The sequence below is a fragment of the Erwinia sp. MYb375 genome, from assembly GCF_037479175.1.
Classification (GTDB): Bacteria; Pseudomonadota; Gammaproteobacteria; order Enterobacterales; family Enterobacteriaceae; genus Erwinia; species Erwinia rhapontici.
In genome coordinates this window covers 572,199-594,253 of sequence record NZ_JBBGZS010000014.1, presented here as the reverse complement: position 1 = coordinate 594,253, position 22,055 = coordinate 572,199, and the positions used below count along the sequence as shown (strand labels likewise).

The following is a 22,055-nucleotide window of genomic DNA, read 5'->3' as shown; positions in this document are numbered from 1 at the left end:
TGAATTTGGTGCAGCGCAGCGGCAGAGATTTAGCTGCTCTCTGCCACTGCCAGTTCCTCACCCGCAAGTTGGAGTTGGTACATCTGCCAGTAGCGTCCTTGCGCAGACAGCAGTTGCTGATGGCTGCCACGCTCCACTGCTTGCCCACGGTGCAATACCAGAATAGTGTCGGCGTCGGTGATGGTTGACAGTCGGTGAGCAATCACCACCAGCGTGGTACGCTGACGTACGGCCTGAAGCGCTTTCTGGATGGCCTGTTCCGTGCCGGAATCGATGTTAGCGGTCGCTTCATCCAGGATCAGGATCTGAGGTGTTGCCACGAGCACCCGCGCCATTGCCAGTAGTTGTTTTTGTCCGACAGAAAGATTATTGCCCTGCTCCCCTAAACGCGTATGGATCCCTTCCGGCAGCTCACGCGCCAGTGCCGCCAGCTGTACCGTTTCCAGCGCCTGCCAGACGGCCTCTTCGCTAATATCGCGCCCCAGCGTGACATTGGCAAAGAACGTGTCGGCCAGCACCACCGGATCCTGTTGCACCATCGCCACACTCCCCCGTAGCGCGGCATGGCTGAGCGAGGCGAGCGGACGTCCGTCCAGTGTGATTTCACCCTGGCTGAGCGGGTAATACCCCATTAGCAGGTTAGCGAGCGTACTTTTTCCACTGCCGGTGTGCCCGACCAGCGCGACAAAATGGCGCGAGGGCACAGACAGGTTAATATCCGTTAACACCGGGCGGCCAGTGCGATAAGCAAAGGTCACATCACGAATATCGATGCTGCCGCTGGCGAGTGGCGTGTTGTCATCGCCATATGGCTGACGTGGCGCATCCATCAGTTCAAAGATACGCTCACCCGCCCCCACCGCCTGTTGCAGCATCGATTGCTGGGTCGTCAGTTCAATTAGCGGTTCATTCAGGCGCCCGAGATAGTTGATAAAGGCATATAACACGCCGACCTCAATCGACCCTACAGAAGAAAAACCGAACAGCATCATCAATCCGCACAGGATCATGGCAGAAAACAGGCTGAGCAGCGGCCGCAGGAGAAAACCATCCAGCCTTAGCGTCTGCATACGCGCCATATAATGAGAGCGACTGGCCTCCCCCATGCGTTCACCGAAGCGTGCCTGCTGGCGAAACTGCTGGATCACACTCATGCCGTTGATGACTTCATTGAAGCCGTTATTGATTTCTGCCAGATAACTGCGCACCCGGCGCACAATCGGCGTGCTATAACGCTGGTAAATCAGCATCACGATCAAGACCGCCGGGAAAATGGTGATGGCAACTAGCGCCATACGCCAGTCAAGACTGAACATCGCCACCAGCATCGCCCCCACCAGCGCCGCACTGCGCAATACAGTGGCAACAACGGTCACGTAGAGATCACGTACCACCTCGGTATCATTGGTAACACGCGAAATAATCTGCCCAACCGGCTGGGTATCAAATGCACCCAAAGGCTGGCGCAGTGCGGCGTCCATCACATCAGTGCGCAGGCGCTGTACCACGCCAACAGCGGCCTGATTAAATAACAGTGCCTGACAATAATGCAGCGCCGCCGCCAGCAGTTGCAACAGCAGAAAACTGACCACCAGGCCGGCGGCCAGCCCCACAGGCATCCGGTGTTTTGCCACCATGTTGTCGATAAAGTAGCTGACCAGCACAGGTCCCAGCACTTCGGCGGCAGCGGCCACCCACAACATCAGCACAGCCAGGCTCAGAGATTTACGCCATGGCGCACCGTAGGAGAGCAGCCGTTTAATGGTTGGCCACAATTGAGTGACATTAGCCATGCGCGGCTCCCTGCTCTGTTTCATCGTCGTCAAGTGCCGCTTCCAGCTGTTGATAACGGTACATATCGCGATACCATCCGGCGTCGGCGGCCAGTTGCTCATGATCGCCACGCTGCACAACCTGCCCGTGCTGCAGAACCAGAATTTCACTGGCCTCGGTCAGGGCAGAGAGACGATGGGCGCTGATAATAATCGTACGTCCTTCGCCCCAACTGCGCAGGTTATGCAGAATTTGGTGTTCGGTGCGGCCATCTACCGCTGAAAGAGCATCATCCAGCACCAAAATCTCGGCATTCAGCAGCAATGCCCGGGCAATGGAGATACGTTGTTTCTGCCCACCCGACAGCATCACGCCACGCTCGCCCACTTCTGTTTGATAACCTTCGGGCAGCCGTAAAATGTCGTCATGTACAAAGGCCAGCTGTGCCGCATGCTCAATCTCACTTTGCGTTGCACCAGGACACCCCAGCGCAATATTGTTAGCCACGCTGTCGGAGAACAGGAACGGCGTCTGACTGACTACCGCCAGTCGGCTACGCCAGCCATCGAGCTGCAACTGCGTCAGAGGGATATCGTGGTAACGAATATCGCCCTGATCAATATCGAAGTGACGCTGGATCAGACTGAGTAAAGTGCTTTTACCCGATCCCGTTGGGCCACAAAGTCCCAGCATTTTCCCCGGTTTAACCTGAACCTTCAGATTACGCAACGCAGGTTGCTGCGCCCCGGGGTAACAAAACTCCCGCACCGAAATCTGCAACAGGCCGCGCCCCTCTGGCAACGGCTTGTCTCCATCGACCACGGCAGGCGCTTCTGCTAACAGCGCCTGTATTCGGGTCCAGGCGGCGCTGCCACGCTCGACAATATTAAACATCCACGCCAGCGCCAGCATGGGCCAGATCATCAGCCCCAGATACATGACAAAGCTGGTGAGCTGCCCGAGGGTCATCGTGCCGTGCCAGACCATCCAACTGCCGCCACCAATCGCCAGCAGATTCGACATGCCGATAGCGATGTAGATCGTCGGATCGAAGCGTGCATCCACCCGCGCCACGCGCAGGTTCTTCTCTCCGGTGTCTTTAGCAATCGCCGCAAACTGGCCTGACTGATGATCTTCCAGCCCGAAGGCTTTAATCATACGGATGCTGCTCAGGCTTTCCTGCGTCTGGTCGTTTAGCGAGGAGAAAGCAGCCTGCGCCAGTTTAAAGCGATGATGCAACTGGTCGCCGTAACGTTTGATCACCAACGCCATAATCGGCATCGGTAACAGGGCAAGCAGGGTTAAGGTACCGCTAATCTGGGTACTCATCACAATCAGTACGGCCATGCCCATCACCAGTGAATCCACCAGCGTCAGTACGCCTTCGCCTGCCGCGAATACCACGCGGTCAACGTCGTTAGTAGCACGGGCAATCAAGTCACCGGTACGGTGGCGTAAATAGAATCCGGGGTGCTGACGACTGAGCTGGCGGTAAAAATCTTCGCGCAGTTCTACCGCCAACTGATAGGAGGCACCGAACAACAGCACGCGCCAGACATAACGCAATAAATAGACGATGATTGCCGTAGCCAGCATCACGCCAACCCACATCATCAGTTGGCCGTTGCTCATCCCATCGCGACTGACGCCGTCGACGATCTTTCCCACCACATGTGGTGGCAGGAGTTGCAGCAAGGCAATCACGATTAACAGCAAAACCGCACCGAGATAGCGGCGCCATTCGCGCAAAAAATACCAGCTTAGTTGGCTAAAAAGTCGCAAAAAAATGTCCTGATTATCGGCTGGTTAAAGGGCAACCGGCAAAGCGGTGGTGTATTTTATCTCTTCCATCGCAAAACTCGAAGTGACATCGATCAGACCTGGAACGCCGTTCACCAGCCGTTTGTAAAAACTATCGTAGCTTTTCATATCCGCAACCTGCACGCGCAGCAGATAGTCATACTCTCCTGCCATACGGTAGAAACCCATGACTTCCGGCATCGCCTGTACCACATCAACAAATTGCTGAAACCACAGGCTGCTGTGCTGCTGAGTTTTGATCAGAACAAAAGCGGTCAGCCCCAGCCCAAGCTTTTCACCATCAAGCAAAGCAACCCGGCCGCGAATATAGCCTTCATCCTCCAGTCTTTTCAAGCGCTTCCAGCAGGGAGTGGTTGTCAGGCTAACGGCATCAGCCAGTGCCTGCAGAGAGAGCGTACAATCCTGCTGGAGCAGGTTTAACAGCAAACGATCTTTTTTATCCAGCGCAATTGGTAGCAAAACCTTCTCCGACAAGCTAAAAATACAGCACTATTATAGCAACCTTTTCCCCAGTCGTTTGGTTAATCTGTTTACTCAAGACTACCACCTCAGGGATGAACAGGATGAATACAAACATTTGCCGTAATCTATTGATCATAGGTTTATTCAGCGCCGTAGCCCTCACCTGGGGCACCACATGGATGGCAATGAAAATTACCGTTGCCACCGTTCCCCCTGTCTTTGCCACCGGTTTGCGTTTCCTCTGCGCCGCCCCGCTGCTCCTGCTGCTGGCGCGTTATAAAAAAGCGCCGCTCCTGTTTCCGGCTGGCCAACGCGGTTTTCAGCTGTGCGTCATGCTGTTCTATTTCGCCATTCCGTTTACGCTGATGATCTATGGCGAACGCTATACCTCTTCCAGCCTGGCGGCGATTATCTTTGCCACCATGCCCGCCGCCGTTCTGGCGGCTTCCCTGCTGTTTCTGCGCGAAAGAACCTCACGACAGCAGCTACTGGGGCTGGCCATCAGTCTTGGCGCATTAAGCACGATCCTGTGGCATGAAACCCGCGATAGTGGCGAAAGTCAGATCCAGGGAATTCTGGCCCTGGTCGCTGCCGTGCTGATTCACGCTGTGATGTACGTCCAGTGTAAAAAGCGCTGTGCCGGAATTTCAGTACTGAGCTACAACGCACTGCCCTGCCTCGGTGCGGGATTAATACTGACGCTGGCGGGGCTGACGGAAGCTCCCGATGTCACCACCTTTGCTCCGCAGGCGCTGCTGGCTATCGCTTATTTGGGTGTCGTCGCTGGCGTGGGGGGTATACTGGCCTACTTTGCTTTGCAGCAGGTCGCCCGGCCGTTTCAGGCATCACTGGTTTTTCTGGTGTTCCCGCTGATCGCCATCACGCTGGAAAGTGAAATCAATGGCAGTAGTATCAGCCGCGAATCGTTACTGCTGCTGTTGCCATTTTTGCTGGGGATTTTACTGACACTGTATCGTGGCACACGTAGCCGCCAGATTTCAGCAGTGGCAACCCCCCTCTTGCGCCGCTAAAGACGAAAAAGCCGGACATCCTTGTCCGGCACACTGACCAATAAGCTGATTATTCGGGGGAATAAACCAGGTGCGGTGTGGTAAGCCAGTGGTTGAGGTAATGAGACACGCCCTGTGTCGCACAATCGCCAATAACCGGTAAATGAGGCAGTTGTGATTTCAGTTCATGCATCGCATTGCGCATAACGAAACCGTGACCCACGCGCCCCAGCATCTCCAGATCGTTCATTGCATCACCAAACGCCATGCACTCCGCCATCGACACGCCGAGCCTCGCGGTCAGATGTGCCAGCGCCGCCCCTTTGTTACAGTCCAGTGGCAGTACTTCGAGACAATCCTGCGCGGAAAAACAGAGGTGAGCGCTGTTTCCCAGAGCCTCCCGCAGCTGAACTTTTAGCGCGCACAGTTCCTGATAATCAGCGATAAAACAGACTTTAGTCACCTGGTGTTCGGGAAGAGTACGCAGATCGATGACCTGATAACGGAAATCAGAAAGCTGATGGGCTTGTAAAATCTCCGGGAGCTCGTCGTGAGTAAACCAGCCGCTGTCGTTAAAAACGTGAAGGCTGGCACACGTATCCCAGTGGCTATGGATCACCCGCCTTGCCACCGCCGGTGGCAGATCGCTGGCATAAAGCAACTCACCGAAGGGATCATGAATACGTGTGCCGTTACCACTGATAAGAAAAGCCGGCAGATCGTAATTCCGCATGAGCGGCTGCATCTCCATAAAGTGACGGCCGGTAGCAAAGGTGAGCTGTACCGGGTGCGCCTGGAGCGCGCGCAGACTGCGCAGGGTTTGTTGCCCCAACTGATGGTCAGGCATCAGCAACGTACCATCCATATCAAATGCAGCAAGACGCACCATTTTCTCTCCGGTTGATGGGTTTTTCATCTGCACTGAGTATCCTCTGGCATTTGCGGAACTAATAGTGAATACTTTTTTTAAACTGTTCCGGGTTTAAGGTGAGATGAGACAACTCAATCGTTTGAACCAGTACCAGCGTCTGTGGCAACACAGCACCGGGCAACCTCAGTCCACCAGTGTCGCTGATATCGCTCAGTGCTGTTTTTGCAGTGAGCGGCATATACGTACCCTGCTGCGCCAGTGGCAGGCATGCGGCTGGCTGACATGGCAGGCCTCATCCGGGCGTGGAAAACGTGGCCTTCTGACCTTTCTGCAATCTCCCGCCACGCTGCGCAGTGAGCTGATGTTGCAGCAGCTCGACAACGGCCATCCACAGCACGCACTGCAACTTGTGCCTCTGGCCCCGGAGCAACTTAGCCAACTACTCCAGCCCTTTATGGGCGGACAATGGCAGAACAACCAGCCAACGTTACGTATTCCCTATTACCGCTCGCTTGATCCCCTTCGCCCGCTCATGCAGCCCGGGCGCGCTGAACAACATCTGGCCCAGCAGGTCTTTGCCGGATTAAGCCGCCTGTCAGGCGATGACGCCGTGCCGGATCTGGCCCACCACTGGCAAGTGAGCGAGGATGGCCTGAGTTGGTTCTTCTTTTTGCGTCCGCAGTTGCGCTGGCATCACGGCGAAGCGGTCACCACCGGGCAACTGCAACAAAGGCTTCTCATGATCCTGGCCAGCCCGGTCGGTCAACGCTTGTTGTCCAGCGTCAAAACGGTTATTCAGGCCCATGCATTGTGCCTGCGCATTGATCTGCATACTCAGGACAACTGGCTGGCACATCGACTGGCGAGCGTCCCCTGCCTGTTGCCGCATCCGGATAACCCGGATATGGGTGCCGGCCCATGGCGGTTGATGGTCAATTCACCCGCCTTGCTGCGTCTGGAAAGTCACGGCTGGTATCACGCCACACATCCGCTTATGCAGGCGATTGAATACTGGATTGCACCACAGCTTTTCGACCCCGGACTGGGTACCAGCTGCCGCCATCCAGTTCAGATCGCGATTGGTGCGCAGCAGGATTTAAACGCCCTTCAACCGGTTAGTCAGCGTATCAGTCTCGGATTCTGTTATCTGGCGATAGGTCAACGCGCGGGGCTCTCGCCCGCTCAGGCCCGGCATATTATGTCGCTGGTACATCAGTCCGGCATTATTGAACAGCTGCCATTAGAAGAAGGGCTCATCACGCCAAGCCGTGAGATGCTGCCGGGCTGGAACATACCTGACTGGCAACCCGATCCCAATATCATCCTGCCTGCACAACTCAGCCTGCACTACCACTTGCCGGTGGAGCTGCACGCTATGGCGGCAAAGCTTCAGCAATTGCTGGCGACTCAGGGATGTCAGCTTACGCTGCATTTTCATCCACAAAAAAACTGGCAGGATTATCCGTTACTTGCAGAGGCTGACCTGATTATGGGCGACAGGTTAATTGGCGAAGCGCCGATGTTTACGCTGGAGAGCTGGCTGCGGCTCGACCCGATGTGGACGATATTATCCGGCGCCGCAGGCTGGAAAATGCTGATGAAACGGTTAGATGCCCTGCAGCGTTACCCGGATCTGGAGCAACGCCACCAGCGGTTAAAAGCGTTGTACCAGCAACTGATGTTAGATGCGGTGATCACCCCGCTGTTTAACTATCGTTATCAGGTCAGTGCACCGCCGGATGTTGAAGGCATACGATTAAACGCCTGGGGCTGGTTTGATTTCTCCCGTGCGTGGATACCGCCGCCCGTCCACATCGTCTGAAGAGGGGATACCTTTCTGTGTGACAAGGTATTACCATAGCTGGCAGAAACTAACCGGGAAAGATTAAGTATGAAACGTGCAGTGGTGGTATTCAGCGGTGGACAGGATTCAACAACCTGTCTGATTCAGGCCTTACAGCAGTACGACGAAGTACACTGCGTGACTTTTGATTACGGCCAACGCCACCGAGCGGAAATCGACGTTGCCCGGACACTGTCACTGTCGCTAGGCGCCCGTGCACACAAAGTGCTGGATGTGACTATGCTCAACGAGCTGGCTGTCAGTAGCCTGACACGCGATAACATCCCGGTACCGGCTTACGACCCGACAGCCAGTGGCCTGCCAAGCACCTTTGTACCGGGCCGTAATATCCTGTTTTTAACCTTCGCAGCAATCTATGCTTACCAGATTGAAGCAGAAGCGGTAATCACTGGCGTCTGTGAGACAGATTTCTCCGGCTATCCCGACTGCCGTGACGAATTTGTTAAAGCACTGAACCATGCGGTTAACCTCGGTATGGCGCGGGATATCCGTTTCGAAACGCCGCTGATGTGGCTGAATAAAGCGGAAACCTGGGCACTGGCAGATTACTGGCAGCAGCTCCCTCTAATTCGTCACCAGACACTGACCTGTTATAACGGCATTCAGGGTGATGGTTGTGGTGAATGTGCCGCCTGCCATCTGCGTGCCAACGGCCTGCATTAATACCAGCAAAACACGACTGCCGTTATGCAGGCAATGAAAACCAAGACCGGACTGGTTTGATTTCTCCCCGGAGCGACGTATCTCTCGCTCCTACTGATTTATGCTTTCCAGCTGCAACCGAAGTTCGCCCTCCAGCGGCAGGGCTTTCTTCGAGTGCAGATCGATGCAGACAAAGGTCAGCAACGCATCGGCGATGGCACTGCCATCGGATTGCAGGGAAACCCGCTGATCAATGACGCCACTTTTCCCCCCCAGCGCCATCAGTTGGCTGTCGATAACCAGTACATCCCCCATGACCGCCGGACGGCGATAATTGATATTGATATTCACCACCACAAACGCCATGCCGAGCTTATTCATCCAGTGAAACGCCTCGCTCTCTTCCAGCCAGGCCCAGCGGGCTTCTTCAAGGAACTCAAGGTAACGGGCATTGTTAACATGCTGATAAACATCCAGATGGTAGCCGCGTACTTTAATGGTGGTCTGCATCGTGCTGCGTCCTCTGTGATAAAAAAGGCCACACCAACTGGTATGACCTCATCAATATTAGCAGTCAGACGGATCGACTTGCAGTAAGACTTGCCGACCCTGGATGCAGATCACAATTTAAGATTCGCAAGATTCCGTTCCACCAATGTATTACCCATGCCAGGCACTTCCTTTAATTGCTCGAGATCGGTGAAGGGGCCATATTTCTCACGATAACTGACAATAGACTCCGCCTTTTTTATCCCAACGCCGTTCATCACCGCCATTAATTCCTGGGCGCTGGCGCTATTGATACTGACCTGCGCTGCATTTTCAGCCGGCACTTTCGCAGGCGCCGTTTTAGTGGCAGGTGCAGCAGTGGGAGCGGCACTGACACTGATGGGCAACGTCAGTCCGATAGCCAGAGCGAGCGAGAGAGCCTGTAAGGTACGATTAATCATGCTGTTTTCCTCCATGTGTTTGACAGCAACCCTACCCTAACGCCCCACCGCCCCCCCGGCAAACGGCAGATTTCAGAAATGGAAAAGGCCGCATAAGCGGCCTTTAGTGTTGCAAGCAGTTGCAGTAAAACTGCGAGGCTTACTGTGCTTGTGCGGCAGCACCGTATTTGATTTTGGCGTCCTTACGCAGGTTGCTCAACATGGCTGCGAAAGCCAGCTGTGCATTGTTCTGCGTAATACCCTGAACCAGAGCCTGCTTCTGTGCTTCAGGCATGGTGCCCTGCTGCACTTTATCGAGGGCCATCACGACGACGTTGCCCTGCGCATCTTCACTGACACCGAATGCAGGCTTGCCTTCTGATGGCAGAGGCAGTGTAAAGGCTGCCTGAGACAGCGCATCCTGACCGGTACGTGACAGCGTCTGCTGTGCACCAAAGGCCAGACCCGCCGCTTTCAAAGTATCATCACCTTTGCCGGCTTTCAGCTCAGCCAGCAGTTTATCAGCCTGTGCTTTCGCTTCCTGCTGGGCTTTCTGCTGCTTCAGGGTATCGGTAATCTGTGCAGTCACTTCATTCAGTGCTTTCACGGCTTCCGGCTTGTGTTCGCTGATGCGCAGTACAAAGGCACGGTCACCATCGACAGTGATGATGTCCGAGTTGCTTCCCGGCGTACCGTTTCCCCCCACCAGATTACCGCTGAAGATCGCATCCTGTACGGCTTTAAAGTTCAGCTCGGCAGGCAGGCTGTCATGACCAAACCAGCCTGTTTCGACGGCTTTAACACCTGAAACCTGCTCAGCACTGGCCAAAGACTCGTTATCGTTACTCGCTGCATCGCTCACTTTCTGTTGCAGTTTGTAGTAAGCGTCGACCGCTTTTTCCTGCTTCACTTTTGCGGCAATATCATCATGCACTTCTGCCAGCGCTTTAATTTTTTCAGGCTGAATGTCATCCAGACGAGCCACGATAAAGCCAACCGATGAAGAGATCACACCTGATAACTGACCTTTCTCTTTCAGGCCTGCATTCGTCAGCTCATCCGGCGTAGTGGCCGGTTCAAGCCAGCCCATATCACCACCGTTGCGGGCAGAAATAGGATCAGATGATTTCTCTTTCGCCAGTGCCGCAAAATCACCGCCCTTCTTCAGTGCATCCAGTACTGACTGCGCTTCGGCTTCAGTCTTGGTCTGGATGATGCTGTAGCGATTGCGCTGCGGCTGGGTGTAATCCTGCTGATGTTGATCGTACCAGCTCTGAATGTCGCTCTCGCTCACCGGCTGCTGCATGCTCGCCGCATCCAGTTTGATGTAGCTGACGCGGAACTGCTCAGGCGTCATAAAGCTATTTTTATTCTGCTGGTAGTAGTTGTTGATCTCTTCCGGGGTCACGGTTTGCTTTGCTACCAGCGCGTTGACGTTAATCGTCACTTCACGCACCAGGCGCTGCTGAGACACCAGTGCAGCCAGCGAATCGGTTTCATTACCCAACACGAAATCGGTTCCGGTAACGGACTGAATAAGCTGCTGAGTGGTCAGTTGCTTACGCAGTGCTTCAGCGTACTGATCGGCAGAGAAGCCCATGTTATTGATGATGCCCATATACTTGGCATTATCGAATTTACCCTCAGTCTGAAACGCAGGCTGAGTGAAGATGGCCTGCTTGATTTGCTCGTCACTGATGGCCAGGCCGATATCTTTGGCATACTGGTCCAGTAACAGTTCATCAATCAGCTGTGAGAGCGCCTGCTGCCGGATCTGCTGCATGTAACCTTCGTTACCTGCCAGAGCCGAGAACTGTTCGCCCAGCATCTGTTGCTGACGCGCACGTTCGCTGCTGAAAGCACGTTCAAGCTGTGCACGACTGATTTCCTGGCCGTTGACTTTGGCTGCGTAATCACCGGAACCGCCTGTCAGATACCCGCCTACGCCGGTAAGGACAAAGGACAGGATGATCAGGCCCAGTATAATTTTGAGCACGACATGGTTCGACGCCGCGCGTAAATTGTCCATCATGGTGTGACAACACTCCGCTGTAGTGTGAATGTAAAACCTTGCGCTGCCGTCCCGCGTTCCCGAGGACGCACTTAGCCATTTTAGACAATCGCAGCACGCGTTTGTCATTGAAACATAAAAAAAGGCACATCAAGTCGCTGATGTGCCCCGTATGTTACATGAGAACGCGTTGGCGATCCTCAATACGCCGAAGAAATCTGCTCCTGCGGCGGCTTAATGCACTTAATTTACAGAGTCTTTCAACGCTTTACCGGCACGGAAGCCAGGTACTTTACCCGCTGCAATCGTAATTTCTTTACCGGTTTGTGGGTTACGGCCGGTACGCTCGGCGCGTTCACGCACGGAGAAAGTACCGAAGCCGACCAGCGCCACTTCATCGCCAGCCTGCAGAGATTCAGTGACTGAACCAATAAAAGCATCTAATACACGTCCCGCTGCAGCTTTAGAAATATCGGCGTTTGCAGCAATTTTGTCGATCAACTGTGACTTATTCACTCACTCATCCCCTCTTTTATTTTTACACCGTGAACAGGCTTTCTGCCGGACACGTACGTGCGTGATTTGTTATGGCTGTTTAGCCCGAGCTTGTTGAGCCTCAGCAACCCGCAACCTTTGCCGTCACTGGCTTAACAGCATCCTAACTTAGCGGCACAAAAAAAAGCTGGCAAGCACCAATTCACTTACCAGCCTTAGTTTTACAGTGAGTTTGCCTTAAATCACTATTTTGCCGTAACAACCTGCATGCCATACGGGGCATTTTGCAGGGCCAGGGCTAATACTTCTTCAATGCGTTTCACCGGATGGATATCCAGGTCGGCAATCACGTTATCCGGAATTTCTTCCAGATCACGCTTGTTCTCGTCCGGAATTAAGACCGTTTTAATGCCACCACGGTGTGCCGCCAGCAATTTTTCTTTCAAACCACCAATCGGCAGGACCTGGCCACGCAGCGTAATTTCGCCCGTCATCGCCACGTCTGCACGCACCGGGTTACCGGTCAGACACGAAACCAGCGCGGTGCACATCGCAATACCTGCGCTTGGGCCATCTTTCGGCGTTGCCCCTTCAGGCACGTGAACATGGATATCACGCTTCTCATAGAAATCAGCATTGATACCCAGCTTCTCAGCACGGGCACGCACCACAGTCAGTGCGGCCTGGATAGACTCCTGCATCACTTCGCCCAGTGAACCGGTGTAGGTCAGTTTGCCTTTACCCGGTACGCAAGCGGTTTCAATGGTCAGCAGATCGCCACCCACTTCCGTCCATGCCAGACCGGTTACCTGGCCTACGCGGTTTTCGCTATCGGCACGGCCATAATCGAAGCGCTGCACGCCGAGATAATCTTTGAGGTTATCGCCGTTAATTTCGATGTGTTTAATGGATTTGTCCATCAACAGCGTTTTGACGGCTTTACGGCACAGCTTGGATAATTCGCGCTCAAGGCTACGCACGCCCGCTTCACGGGTGTAATAGCGAATGATGCCAACAATGGCGCTATCGTCCACGTTCAGTTCATTTTTCTTCAGTGCGTTACGCTCAATCTGCTTCGACAGCAAGTGCTGTTTGGCAATGTTCAGTTTTTCATCTTCGGTGTAACCCGACAGGCGAATCACTTCCATACGGTCCAGCAAGGGTGCTGGAATGTTCATTGAGTTAGACGTTGCGACAAACATCACATCGGAGAGATCGTAATCCACTTCCAGATAGTGATCGTTGAAGGCAATGTTCTGTTCTGGATCAAGGACTTCCAACAGAGCAGATGCCGGATCGCCGCGCATATCCGAAGACATTTTGTCAATTTCATCCAGCAGGAAAAGGGGGTTTTTAACGCCAACTTTTGCCATTTTCTGGATCAGTTTGCCCGGCATGGAACCGATATAGGTACGACGATGACCACGGATTTCCGCTTCATCACGTACCCCACCCAATGCCATACGCACGTATTTACGGCCGGTGGCTTTGGCGATGGACTGCCCCAGCGAGGTTTTACCCACGCCAGGAGGGCCTACCAGGCACAGGATTGGGCCTTTGATTTTGCTGACGCGGCTCTGTACTGCCAAATACTCCAGGATACGGTCTTTAACGCGCTCAAGGCCGAAGTGGTCCATATCCAGCGTTTCTTGCGCCTTCAACAGATCTTTCTTCACCTTGCTACGTGCATTCCATGGCACCTGAACCATCCAGTCGATATAACCACGTACAACAGTGGCTTCGGCTGACATCGGTGACATCATTTTCAGCTTTTGCAGTTCAGCTTCTGTTTTGTCACGCGCTTCTTTCGGCATTTTTGCCGCATCGATTTTGCGTTTCAGCGCTTCGTTTTCATCAGGCGCATCATCCATTTCGCCCAGTTCTTTTTGAATGGCCTTCATCTGCTCATTCAGATAGTACTCGCGCTGGCTTTTTTCCATCTGTTTTTTGACACGATTACGGATGCGTTTCTCAACCTGTAACAGGTCAATCTCCGACTCCATCATCGCCATCAGGTATTCCAGACGCTCGTTGATATCTGACATTTCCAGAACAGACTGCTTATCAGCCAGTTTCAGCGGCATATGGGCAGCAACGGTATCGGCCAGACGGGCAGCATCATCGATATTGTTCAGTGAGGTCAGGACTTCTGGGGGGATCTTTTTGTTCAGCTTGATATAGCCTTCAAACTGATTGATCGCCGTACGCACCAGCACTTCCTGCTCGCGTTCTTCAATTTCAGGCGACTCCAGGTACTCTGCCTGGGCAGTAAAGTGGTCGCCGTTATCGGATAAGGTGGTGATATGTGCACGCTGTAAACCTTCCACCAGCACTTTAACGGTGCCATCAGGGAGTTTCAGCATTTGCAAAATAGAGGCAACAGTCCCGACTGAGAAGAGATCGTTGATGCCAGGTTCATCCGTTGAAGCTTCTTTCTGAGCGACCAGCATGATCTTTTTGTCATGATCCATGGCGGCTTCAAGGCAGCGAATTGATTTTTCACGACCAACAAACAACGGAATGACCATGTGCGGATAAACCACTACGTCACGCAACGGTAACACAGGGATTTCAATGCGTTCAGAACGCTCAGGATTCATAGAGCTCTCTCTTAGTTTAATTTCCGCCAGGGTAAGGGGAACCACATCATCCAGAAAAAGTGCAGTTTGACCCACAGGTATCTGAGTATATGGGGATGAACGGAATAGATTCAATGTTGGGGTAACGAGAAAAGTAAAAGGGGGAACATTTTCCCCCTTTTCGATAACTGACTGGAATGATTTGGTTATTTATTCGCCAGATGCCTGCTGTGCTTCTGGCTTGCCATAAATCAGCATCGGTTCGCTCTCGCCACCAATCACAGATTCGTCGATCACCACTTTCTCGACGTCATCCATCGACGGCAGGTCATACATGGTGTTCAGCAGTGCGCCTTCAACGATAGAACGCAGCCCGCGGGCACCCGTCTTACGAGACATCGCCTTTTTGGCAATCGCCGTTAATGCTTCGTCACGGAACTCCAGCTCGACGCCTTCCAGATTGAACAGCGCCTGATACTGCTTGGTCAGCGCATTTTTTGGCTCACGCAGGATCTGAATTAACGCATCTTCGCTCAGCTCCGTCAGCGTTGCCACCACCGGCAGACGGCCGATGAACTCCGGGATCAGACCAAACTTAATCAGATCTTCCGGCTCCACCTGTGCCAGCAGCTCGCCTTCTGTCGCTTTCTCTGACTTGCCCTTCACCGATGCGCCAAAGCCGATACCGGTGCCGGTATCCACGCGCTGTGACACCACTTTGTCCAGGCCGGCAAACGCACCGCCGCAGATAAACAGAATTTTCGAGGTATCCACCTGCAAAAACTCCTGCTGAGGATGCTTGCGCCCACCCTGTGGGGGAACTGCCGCCACCGTGCCTTCGATCAGCTTCAGCAGCGCCTGCTGCACGCCTTCACCGGAGACATCTCGGGTGATAGACGGGTTGTCCGATTTGCGTGAAATCTTGTCGATCTCATCAATGTAGACAATGCCGCGCTGCGCTTTCTGCACGTCGTAGTCACACTTCTGCAGCAGCTTCTGAATGATGTTTTCCACATCCTCGCCCACGTAACCGGCTTCGGTCAGCGTGGTTGCGTCGGCCATGGTGAACGGGACGTCCAGCAGGCGGGCCAGCGTTTCGGCCAGCAACGTTTTACCGCTACCGGTCGGGCCAATCAGCAGAATATTACTTTTCCCCAGCTCAATGCCGTTGCTGGTGTCGCCGTTGCGCAGGCGCTTGTAGTGGTTGTACACCGCCACCGCCAGCACCTTCTTCGCCCGCTCCTGGCCGATAACGTAGTCATCGAGGTGGTGGCGGATTTCGTGCGGCGTGGGCAGCGAGTTGCGCTCACGGTGTGGCACAACTTCTTTGATCTCTTCGCGAATGATGTCGTTACATAAGTCGACGCATTCATCGCAGATGTAGACTGACGGACCGGCAATCAGTTTACGCACTTCATGCTGGCTTTTGCCGCAAAAAGAGCAGTACAGCAGTTTCCCTGAACCGTCTTTGCGTTTATCTGTCATCAGTTAACCTCATGCCTTACTTAATTTACACGTACCAATCCTTAATATAGCCCATTTCCCGCTGTAATTGGGAGTAAAAGTCCGATGTGCATCATGTTCACAAGACATAGTCGTGGCCACACACGCTCCGGACAAAAAACACCCAGCCACTTTATTTTCAAGGGGAAATGTTATTTAACATACTGTTTTAAATAATAAAGATCGCCTATTATTCCTGTTGATTTAGCTGGTAATTGGATTATGCTAAACTCTGGTCACTTATGATTATCCGATGGAGTGTAAAGCATGCCTCAAGAGCCAACTAAAGAAGAAAACGGGCAGGAAGAGAAGAATTCATCGCTGGCAGTCAATAAACTGCTGCAGTCACGCTCTATTATCATTTCAGGTGAGATTAATCAGGCGCTTGCTGAGAAAGTGACCGCACAGTTGCTGATCCTGCAAGAAATGGGCGATGAACCAATCAAGCTGTTCATTAACAGCCAGGGTGGCCATGTTGAAGCCGGTGACACCATCCACGACATGATCAAATTTGTGAAGCCTAAAGTACTGGTCATTGGTACTGGCTGGGTTGCCAGCGCCGGTATCACCATTTTCCTTGCGGCTGACAAAGATGACCGTTACTCACTGCCAAACACTCGCTTTATGATCCATCAGCCACTGGGCGGCGTGCGCGGTAAAGTCTCTGACATTGAGATCGAAGCGAAAGAGCTGTTGCGCGCACGTGCACGTATTAACCAGCTGATCAGCAAAGCAACGGGCCAGCCACTGGAAAAAGTAGAGAAAGACACTGACAGTAACTACTGGATGAGTCCTGAACAAGCCGTTGATTACGGAATCACTACCCACGTCATCAGCCAGTGGGACGAGCTGAAAGCATAACCGTTGCACAGTATAAGAAAAGGCCCGCAAATGCGGGCCTTTTTTCAGGACTCCACCCGGCTATTCGCCAGATGCCTGCTGAGTTTCTGGCTTGCCGTAGATGAGCTTCGGTTCGCTGTCACCGTCGATGACCGGTGCATCCACCACGACTTTCTCCACGTCATCCATCGACGGCAGATCATACATGGTGTTCAGCAGTGCGCCTTCCACGATAGAACGTAGTCCACGTGCACCTGTTTTGCGTGACATCGCTTTTTTAGCAATCGCCGTTAACGCATCTTCACGGAACTCCAGCTCCACGCCTTCCAGATTAAACAGCGCCTGATACTGCTTGGTCAGCGCATTTTTCGGCTCACGCAGGATCTGAATTAACGCATCTTCACTCAGCTCCGTCAGCGTTGCCACCACCGGCAGACGGCCGATGAACTCCGGGATCAGACCAAACTTAATCAGATCTTCCGGCTCCACCTGTGCCAGCAGCTCGCCTTCTGTCGCTTTCTCTGACTTGCCCTTCACCGATGCGCCAAAACCGATACCGGTGCCGGTATCCACGCGCTGTGACACCACTTTATCCAGGCCGGCAAACGCACCGCCGCAGATAAACAGAATTTTCGAGGTATCCACCTGCAAAAACTCCTGCTGAGGATGCTTGCGCCCACCCTGCGGGGGTACTGCCGCCACCGTGCCTTCGATCAGCTTCAGCAGCGCCTGCTGTACGCCTTCACCGGACACGTCGCGGGTAATTGACGGGTTGTCCGATTTGCGTGAAATCTTGTCGATCTCATCAATGTAGACAATCCCGCGCTGCGCTTTCTGCACGTCGTAGTCACACTTCTGCAGCAGCTTCTGAATGATGTTTTCCACATCCTCGCCCACGTAACCGGCTTCAGTCAGCGTGGTGGCGTCAGCCATGGTGAACGGGACGTCCAGCAGGCGGGCCAGCGTTTCAGCCAGCAACGTTTTACCGCTACCGGTCGGGCCAATCAGCAGAATGTTACTTTTCCCCAGCTCAATGCCGTTGCTGGTGTCGCCGTTGCGCAGACGCTTATAGTGGTTGTACACCGCCACCGCCAGCACCTTCTTCGCCCGCTCCTGACCGATAACGTAGTCATCGAGGTGGTGGCGGATTTCGTGCGGCGTGGGCAGCGAGCTACGCTCACGGTGTGGCGCAACTTCTTTGATCTCTTCGCGAATGATGTCATTGCACAAGTCAACGCATTCATCGCAGACATACACAGACGGGCCGGCGATCAGCTTACGCACTTCATGCTGGCTTTTGCCGCAAAAAGAGCAGTACAGCAGTTTCCCTGAACCGTCTTTGCGTTTATCAGTCATTTACTTCCCCCTCATTGTCACACTCACCTTCCCACCAGGGGTTAGTTACGCAGGCCGCCACCATAGCAACCTGCGGAGGCAACGGCAGCATGTCACAACATGTTTAATCAGTTACGCTGGGACAGCACAGAATCCACTAAGCCGTACTCTACGGATTCACTGGCCGACAAGAAACGGTCGCGGTTGGTATCGCGCTCAATGGTTTCAATCGTCTGCCCGGTATGTTTTGCCATCAGTTCATTCATCATCTGCTTGGTCTTGATAATTTCACGGGCATGAATGTCAATGTCTGACGCCTGCCCCTGGAAACCGCCCAGCGGCTGGTGAATCATCACACGTGAATTCGGCAGGCAGTAACGCTTGCCCTTCGCTCCCGCAGTCAGCAGGAAAGCGCCCATCGAACAGGCCTGGCCCATACAGATGGTGCTAACGTCAGGTTTAATAAACTGCATGGTGTCGTAAATTGACATCCCTGCGGTGATGACGCCACCAGGAGAGTTAATGTACAGGTGGATATCCTTTTCTGGATTCTCCGCTTCCAGAAACAGCATCTGCGCAACGATCAGGTTGGCCATGTGGTCTTCGACCTGGCCGGTCAGAAAAATAATGCGCTCTTTCAGCAGGCGCGAGTAGATGTCGTAAGAACGCTCTCCACGAGAGGTTTGTTCGACCACCATTGGCACCAGAGCCATATGAGGTGCAGTTAGTTCACGTTCGCCGCTGTATGACATTATCGTCTCCTGGATAAATTTCATTTGGCAACACTCTGTAGCGATTCTACTTGAGAGCGATCAGGAACACTATGATTCCAGGCCTTACACCCGATGCCGTCCGGACAGTTATCGGGCCTGATGACTTCGTTGTACCAATTTGGGGATGATCCCCCGCTGTTTCAAGCATAACAACGTTTTTATCAACTGCTAACCAGGAAAAGTAGCTTAGTCGATAATTTGCAGATTAAATGCGCAAATAGCCCATAAAAGCAGTGGGATTTTACCCCAAAAACCAAAAAACCCCGCTGCCAGAAGGCAGGGGGCTTAACGTCAACTAACAGAGTTCAGAATCAGGCCGTAGCAGTCTGGTTCATCAGTTCCTGGAAGTTAGTGGCTTTTTCAGTCACTTTCGCTTTTTCCAGCACGGCTTCAACAGCCTGCTCTTCCAGCGCAACGTTACGCATGTTGTTCATCAGCTCGTTATTTTTGCTGTAGAACTCGATCACTTCTGTTGGATCTTCGTATGCAGAAGCCATCTCTTCGATCAGCGCTTTAACACGGTCTTCGTCAGCTTTCAGCTCGTGAGTACGAATCACTTCGCCCAACAGCAGACCGACAACTACGCGGCGTTTAGCCTGCTCTTCGAACAGTTCACGAGGCAGCTCCAGAGCTTGCTTCTCGTTACCACCAAAGCGCTGTGCAGCCTGACGCTTAAGCACGTCAATTTCACCGTCGATCAGAGCAGCAGGAACATCGATGTCGTTGGCTTTCACCAGACCGTCGATTGCCTGAGATTTCACGCGGTTACGCACGGCACCTTTCAGCTCACGCTGCATGTTCTTGCGCACTTCTGCACGCAGACCCGCGACAGAACCATCTTCAACGCCGAAACGCTTGATGAACTCTTCAGTAAACTCTGGCAGCTCGCGCTCTTCAACTTTCTTCAGTACGATTTCAAACTTCGCTGCTTTACCTTTCAGGTTCTCAGCGTGGTAATCGTCCGGGAAGTTAACGTCGATAGTAAAGGTTTCGCCCGCTTTGTGGCCAACAACACCTTCTTCAAAACCAGGGATCATACGACCCTGGCCCATTGCCAGTACGAAGTCTGACGCTTTGCCGCCTTCGAACTCTTCACCATCTACAGAACCCGAGAAGTCGATGGTTGCACGATCTTCAGCAGTCGCTGCAGCATCGGTTTCTTTCCAGGTGGCCTGCTGCTTGCGCAGGGTGTCCAGCATGGTATCAACGTCAGCATCCGTCACTTCAACAACCGGTTTTTCAACTTCGATTGCTTCCAGACCCTTCAGCTCAACTTCCGGGTACACTTCAAATTCAGCTGAGAATGTGAAGTCTTCACCGGTTTTGTATTCGCCTGGTACGTACTGCGGTGCGCCAGCCGGATTAATTTTTTCTTTGATGATCGCATCGACAAAGCCGCGCTGCATCAGATCGCCCAGGACGTCCTGGCGAACAGAAGCACCGTAACGCTGTTCAACGACAGTCATCGGTACTTTTCCTTTGCGGAAACCGTCGATGCGCACTTTCTTAGCTACGCTGACCAGCTCACTTTTCACCGCGTTTTCGATCACATCTTTATCAACGGTAATCGTTACGCGACGGCCCAGGCCCTGAGTTGTTTCTACTGAAACTTGCATCTTATTACCTCAAAAAATCACGTGCTCGGTCAACTTCAGACAAACACCACTGGATGACCAGGGTGTATCTAAGAACCGGGACGGCTTCTGATGTCAGAACCACATTCCCTGTTTCACAGAAGCATCCCGAAGACATTCCGGAAAAAAATAGACGCAGCATTATAGCGGCAACGTCTTAATGAGTCGAGGCTACACTCTCGCCCGAACCCCGCTACTTTTTACATTTTTGCTGCCAAATCGCAAGAATTTGCTGACTGCCACATTTTTCGGGCTCTATAAACGAAAAAACGGCCAACAGGCCGTTTTCAGTTTTATGCGTTGAGTCAAGCCAGCGTACCGGCACCACGGCAGTTGGGTGAGGACGGAACGGTATCTTGTAAACCCTCCCACTCTTTCAAGGTATAACTGTGAAGTGCCAGTGCGTGCACACTGCCGGCCAGCTCATCCGCCAGCACACCGTAAATAGCCCGGTGGCGGGTCAGGAAACGCTGATCGTTAAAGCTGTCACTGACAATCACCACTTTGAAGTGACTCTCAGCGCCCGCAGGCACATTGTGGCGATAGCTTTCATCATGCACCTCAAGATGCACAGGAGAAAACGCCGTTCGTAACTTTTCTTCTATTTGTTCACGGATCATACCTGGACTCCTTTGATGCAGAGAACTGCGCCCCATCCCTTTAAATCGTAGTCGGTTTTTGTGTAAAACCGACGCACTTTAACGTTTTTTTCCTGATGGCCTTTACTTTTCAACCGCCGCTATGCAACCCATCGTCTCTCACGAGGTCGAATGCCTGAGTCTCATTAAGTCTGAAAATTCCGCAACGCGATGAATTTACGCTCGATCGGGGCTTCCCCTGCCGACAGGCAATGATATGATGACCGCAGTTTTGTCAGCAATACTACTCACGTAATCGAGAAAATAAGCATGTTAAAAAAATTATTTTTCCCTCTGCTGGCCGTGTTAATTCTGGCTGGCTGCGCAGGGAGCAGCAATACGCTCGACATTTCACCAAAAATTCAGTTGCCACAGCGTGATCCAAGCCTGATGGGCATCACTATCAGCATCACGGGTGCCGATCAGCGTAGCGATCAGGCGCTGGCGAAAGTTAACCGCGATGGCCAGCTGATTACGTTGACCCCGTCTCGCGATCTGCGTTTCCTGTTACAGGAAACTCTGGAGAAGCAGATGACCGCACGCGGTTATATGGTCGGCCCAAGCGGCGCTGTTGATCTGCAAATCGTGGTGAATGGCCTGTACGCTGACGTTACCCAGGGTAATGTGCGTTACAGCATCACCACTAAAGCGGATATTTCTATCATCGCTACGGCTAAAAATGGCAGTAAGCAGGTGAAAAACTACCGCCAGACCAGCAGTGTTGAAGGCGCGTTCGCCGCGAATAATCAGAAAATCACGAATGTCGTCAACAGCACCCTCGGTGACGTGATTGCCGATATGGCGCAGGACACCAGCGTTAACGACTTTATCAAGCAAAACGCGCGTTAATCCCTCTGGCCCGGCAGGACGCCGGG

General features: G+C 53.0%; 19 protein-coding genes. 5 read left to right on the top strand and 14 right to left on the bottom strand.

What is annotated here, in order from left to right; translation table 11 throughout:
* Positions 1 to 29: 29 nt before the first annotated feature.
* From WH279_RS09370 to WH279_RS09360, 3 genes are read right to left on the bottom strand one after another with little or no spacing between them, the layout of a single operon-like run.
* Complete coding sequence (locus tag WH279_RS09370) at positions 30 to 1,793, bottom strand: SmdB family multidrug efflux ABC transporter permease/ATP-binding protein (protein WP_339456026.1); 1,764 nt, start codon at positions 1,791 to 1,793, stop codon at positions 30 to 32.
* Positions 1,786 to 3,555 carry a SmdA family multidrug ABC transporter permease/ATP-binding protein gene (locus WH279_RS09365; protein WP_339456024.1) on the bottom strand — a complete coding sequence of 590 codons (1,770 nt, stop codon included), beginning with the start codon at positions 3,553 to 3,555 and terminating at the stop codon, positions 1,786 to 1,788. The genes WH279_RS09370 and WH279_RS09365 overlap by 8 nt, the downstream gene beginning before the upstream one ends.
* A 24-nt stretch (positions 3,556 to 3,579) precedes the next feature.
* Positions 3,580 to 4,053, bottom strand: coding sequence for an Lrp/AsnC family transcriptional regulator (locus WH279_RS09360; RefSeq protein WP_200641369.1), 474 nt, complete (start codon positions 4,051 to 4,053; stop codon positions 3,580 to 3,582).
* 95 nt (positions 4,054 to 4,148) lie between these two features.
* Here WH279_RS09360 and WH279_RS09355 point away from each other — a divergent pair, with 95 nt between their 5' ends.
* Positions 4,149 to 5,087: a DMT family transporter gene (locus WH279_RS09355; RefSeq protein ID WP_445235210.1), complete on the top strand. Its 939-nt coding sequence runs from the start codon at positions 4,149 to 4,151 to the stop codon at positions 5,085 to 5,087.
* 49 nt (positions 5,088 to 5,136) lie between these two features.
* Here WH279_RS09355 and cof read toward each other — a convergent pair whose 3' ends face one another.
* The gene (cof, locus tag WH279_RS09350) at positions 5,137 to 5,955 is read right to left on the bottom strand and encodes an HMP-PP phosphatase (protein WP_200641610.1); all 819 of its coding nucleotides are present in this window, start codon (positions 5,953 to 5,955) and stop codon (positions 5,137 to 5,139) included.
* 103 nt (positions 5,956 to 6,058) lie between these two features.
* Between cof and WH279_RS09345 the strand changes: the two genes are divergently transcribed.
* Together WH279_RS09345 and queC are read left to right on the top strand one after the other, a co-directional pair.
* A complete protein-coding gene (locus WH279_RS09345; RefSeq protein WP_339456019.1) occupies positions 6,059 to 7,759 on the top strand; it encodes an SgrR family transcriptional regulator in 1,701 nt (566 codons plus the stop codon).
* 69 nt (positions 7,760 to 7,828) lie between these two features.
* Entirely contained in the window at positions 7,829 to 8,464 is a 636-nt protein-coding gene (gene queC, locus WH279_RS09340; protein WP_339456017.1) for a 7-cyano-7-deazaguanine synthase QueC, read from the top strand.
* Between the two features lie 90 nt (positions 8,465 to 8,554).
* Here the strand turns inward: queC and WH279_RS09335 are convergent, their stop codons facing one another.
* From WH279_RS09335 to clpX (WH279_RS09310), 6 genes are all read right to left on the bottom strand, one after another.
* A complete protein-coding gene (locus tag WH279_RS09335; RefSeq protein ID WP_339456015.1) occupies positions 8,555 to 8,953 on the bottom strand; it encodes an acyl-CoA thioesterase in 399 nt (132 codons plus the stop codon).
* A 110-nt stretch (positions 8,954 to 9,063) separates the two neighbouring features.
* Positions 9,064 to 9,393 (bottom strand): helix-hairpin-helix domain-containing protein, encoded by a 330-nt coding sequence (locus WH279_RS09330; RefSeq protein ID WP_200641365.1) that lies wholly within the window; start codon positions 9,391 to 9,393, stop codon positions 9,064 to 9,066.
* 139 nt (positions 9,394 to 9,532) lie between these two features.
* Positions 9,533 to 11,404 carry a peptidylprolyl isomerase gene (gene ppiD, locus WH279_RS09325; RefSeq protein WP_339456013.1) on the bottom strand — a complete coding sequence of 624 codons (1,872 nt, stop codon included), beginning with the start codon at positions 11,402 to 11,404 and terminating at the stop codon, positions 9,533 to 9,535.
* A 222-nt stretch (positions 11,405 to 11,626) separates the two neighbouring features.
* Positions 11,627 to 11,899 carry a nucleoid-associated protein HU-beta gene (hupB, locus tag WH279_RS09320; protein ID WP_062744954.1) on the bottom strand — a complete coding sequence of 91 codons (273 nt, stop codon included), beginning with the start codon at positions 11,897 to 11,899 and terminating at the stop codon, positions 11,627 to 11,629.
* Between the two features lie 224 nt (positions 11,900 to 12,123).
* Complete coding sequence (lon, locus tag WH279_RS09315) at positions 12,124 to 14,478, bottom strand: endopeptidase La (protein ID WP_339456012.1); 2,355 nt, start codon at positions 14,476 to 14,478, stop codon at positions 12,124 to 12,126.
* Between the two features lie 189 nt (positions 14,479 to 14,667).
* Entirely contained in the window at positions 14,668 to 15,942 is a 1,275-nt protein-coding gene (gene clpX / locus WH279_RS09310) for an ATP-dependent protease ATP-binding subunit ClpX (protein ID WP_200641363.1), read from the bottom strand.
* Between the two features lie 285 nt (positions 15,943 to 16,227).
* Between clpX (WH279_RS09310) and WH279_RS09305 the strand changes: the two genes are divergently transcribed.
* Positions 16,228 to 16,821, top strand: coding sequence for an ATP-dependent Clp protease proteolytic subunit (locus WH279_RS09305; RefSeq protein WP_339456009.1), 594 nt, complete (start codon positions 16,228 to 16,230; stop codon positions 16,819 to 16,821).
* A 60-nt stretch (positions 16,822 to 16,881) separates the two neighbouring features.
* On the opposite strand, the gene clpX (WH279_RS09300) is transcribed toward WH279_RS09305, so the two are convergent.
* The 4 genes from clpX (WH279_RS09300) to bolA all read right to left on the bottom strand — a co-directional run bounded on the left by clpX (WH279_RS09300) (position 16,882) and on the right by bolA (position 21,162).
* A complete protein-coding gene (clpX, locus tag WH279_RS09300; RefSeq protein ID WP_159337676.1) occupies positions 16,882 to 18,156 on the bottom strand; it encodes an ATP-dependent protease ATP-binding subunit ClpX in 1,275 nt (424 codons plus the stop codon).
* A gap of 107 nt (positions 18,157 to 18,263) precedes the next feature.
* Positions 18,264 to 18,887 carry an ATP-dependent Clp endopeptidase proteolytic subunit ClpP gene (gene clpP, locus WH279_RS09295; protein ID WP_133846319.1) on the bottom strand — a complete coding sequence of 208 codons (624 nt, stop codon included), beginning with the start codon at positions 18,885 to 18,887 and terminating at the stop codon, positions 18,264 to 18,266.
* Between the two features lie 332 nt (positions 18,888 to 19,219).
* On the bottom strand, positions 19,220 to 20,524 hold the full coding sequence (gene tig / locus WH279_RS09290) for a trigger factor (RefSeq protein WP_133846318.1): 1,305 nt from the start codon (positions 20,522 to 20,524) through the stop codon (positions 19,220 to 19,222).
* Between the two features lie 323 nt (positions 20,525 to 20,847).
* Positions 20,848 to 21,162 (bottom strand): transcriptional regulator BolA, encoded by a 315-nt coding sequence (gene bolA, locus WH279_RS09285; RefSeq protein ID WP_133846317.1) that lies wholly within the window; start codon positions 21,160 to 21,162, stop codon positions 20,848 to 20,850.
* Positions 21,163 to 21,450: 288 nt separating this feature from the next.
* Between bolA and WH279_RS09280 the strand changes: the two genes are divergently transcribed.
* Positions 21,451 to 22,029 (top strand): lipoprotein, encoded by a 579-nt coding sequence (locus tag WH279_RS09280; protein ID WP_133846316.1) that lies wholly within the window; start codon positions 21,451 to 21,453, stop codon positions 22,027 to 22,029.
* Positions 22,030 to 22,055 lie beyond the last annotated feature (26 nt).

Bases quoted from the DNA above. Each gene is read 5' to 3' on its own strand.
- clpP (WP_133846319.1), bottom strand. From the start codon at position 18,887: ATGTCATACAGCGGCGAACGTGAACTAACTGCACCTCATATGGCTCTG.
- WH279_RS09345 (WP_339456019.1), top strand. From the start codon at position 6,059: ATGAGACAACTCAATCGTTTGAACCAGTACCAGCGTCTGTGGCAACAC.
- WH279_RS09330 (WP_200641365.1), bottom strand. From the start codon at position 9,393: ATGATTAATCGTACCTTACAGGCTCTCTCGCTCGCTCTGGCTATCGGA.
- tig (WP_133846318.1), bottom strand. From the start codon at position 20,524: ATGCAAGTTTCAGTAGAAACAACTCAGGGCCTGGGCCGTCGCGTAACG.
- WH279_RS09335 (WP_339456015.1), bottom strand. From the start codon at position 8,953: ATGCAGACCACCATTAAAGTACGCGGCTACCATCTGGATGTTTATCAG.
- WH279_RS09280 (WP_133846316.1), top strand. From the start codon at position 21,451: ATGTTAAAAAAATTATTTTTCCCTCTGCTGGCCGTGTTAATTCTGGCT.
- bolA (WP_133846317.1), bottom strand. From the start codon at position 21,162: ATGATCCGTGAACAAATAGAAGAAAAGTTACGAACGGCGTTTTCTCCT.
- lon (WP_339456012.1), bottom strand. From the start codon at position 14,478: ATGAATCCTGAGCGTTCTGAACGCATTGAAATCCCTGTGTTACCGTTG.
- queC (WP_339456017.1), top strand. From the start codon at position 7,829: ATGAAACGTGCAGTGGTGGTATTCAGCGGTGGACAGGATTCAACAACC.
- cof (WP_200641610.1), bottom strand. From the start codon at position 5,955: ATGGTGCGTCTTGCTGCATTTGATATGGATGGTACGTTGCTGATGCCT.
- clpX (WP_159337676.1), bottom strand. From the start codon at position 18,156: ATGACTGATAAACGCAAAGACGGTTCAGGGAAACTGCTGTACTGCTCT.
- clpX (WP_200641363.1), bottom strand. From the start codon at position 15,942: ATGACAGATAAACGCAAAGACGGTTCAGGGAAACTGCTGTACTGCTCT.
- WH279_RS09305 (WP_339456009.1), top strand. From the start codon at position 16,228: ATGCCTCAAGAGCCAACTAAAGAAGAAAACGGGCAGGAAGAGAAGAAT.
- ppiD (WP_339456013.1), bottom strand. From the start codon at position 11,404: ATGATGGACAATTTACGCGCGGCGTCGAACCATGTCGTGCTCAAAATT.
- WH279_RS09370 (WP_339456026.1), bottom strand. From the start codon at position 1,793: ATGGCTAATGTCACTCAATTGTGGCCAACCATTAAACGGCTGCTCTCC.
- WH279_RS09355 (WP_445235210.1), top strand. From the start codon at position 4,149: ATGAACAGGATGAATACAAACATTTGCCGTAATCTATTGATCATAGGT.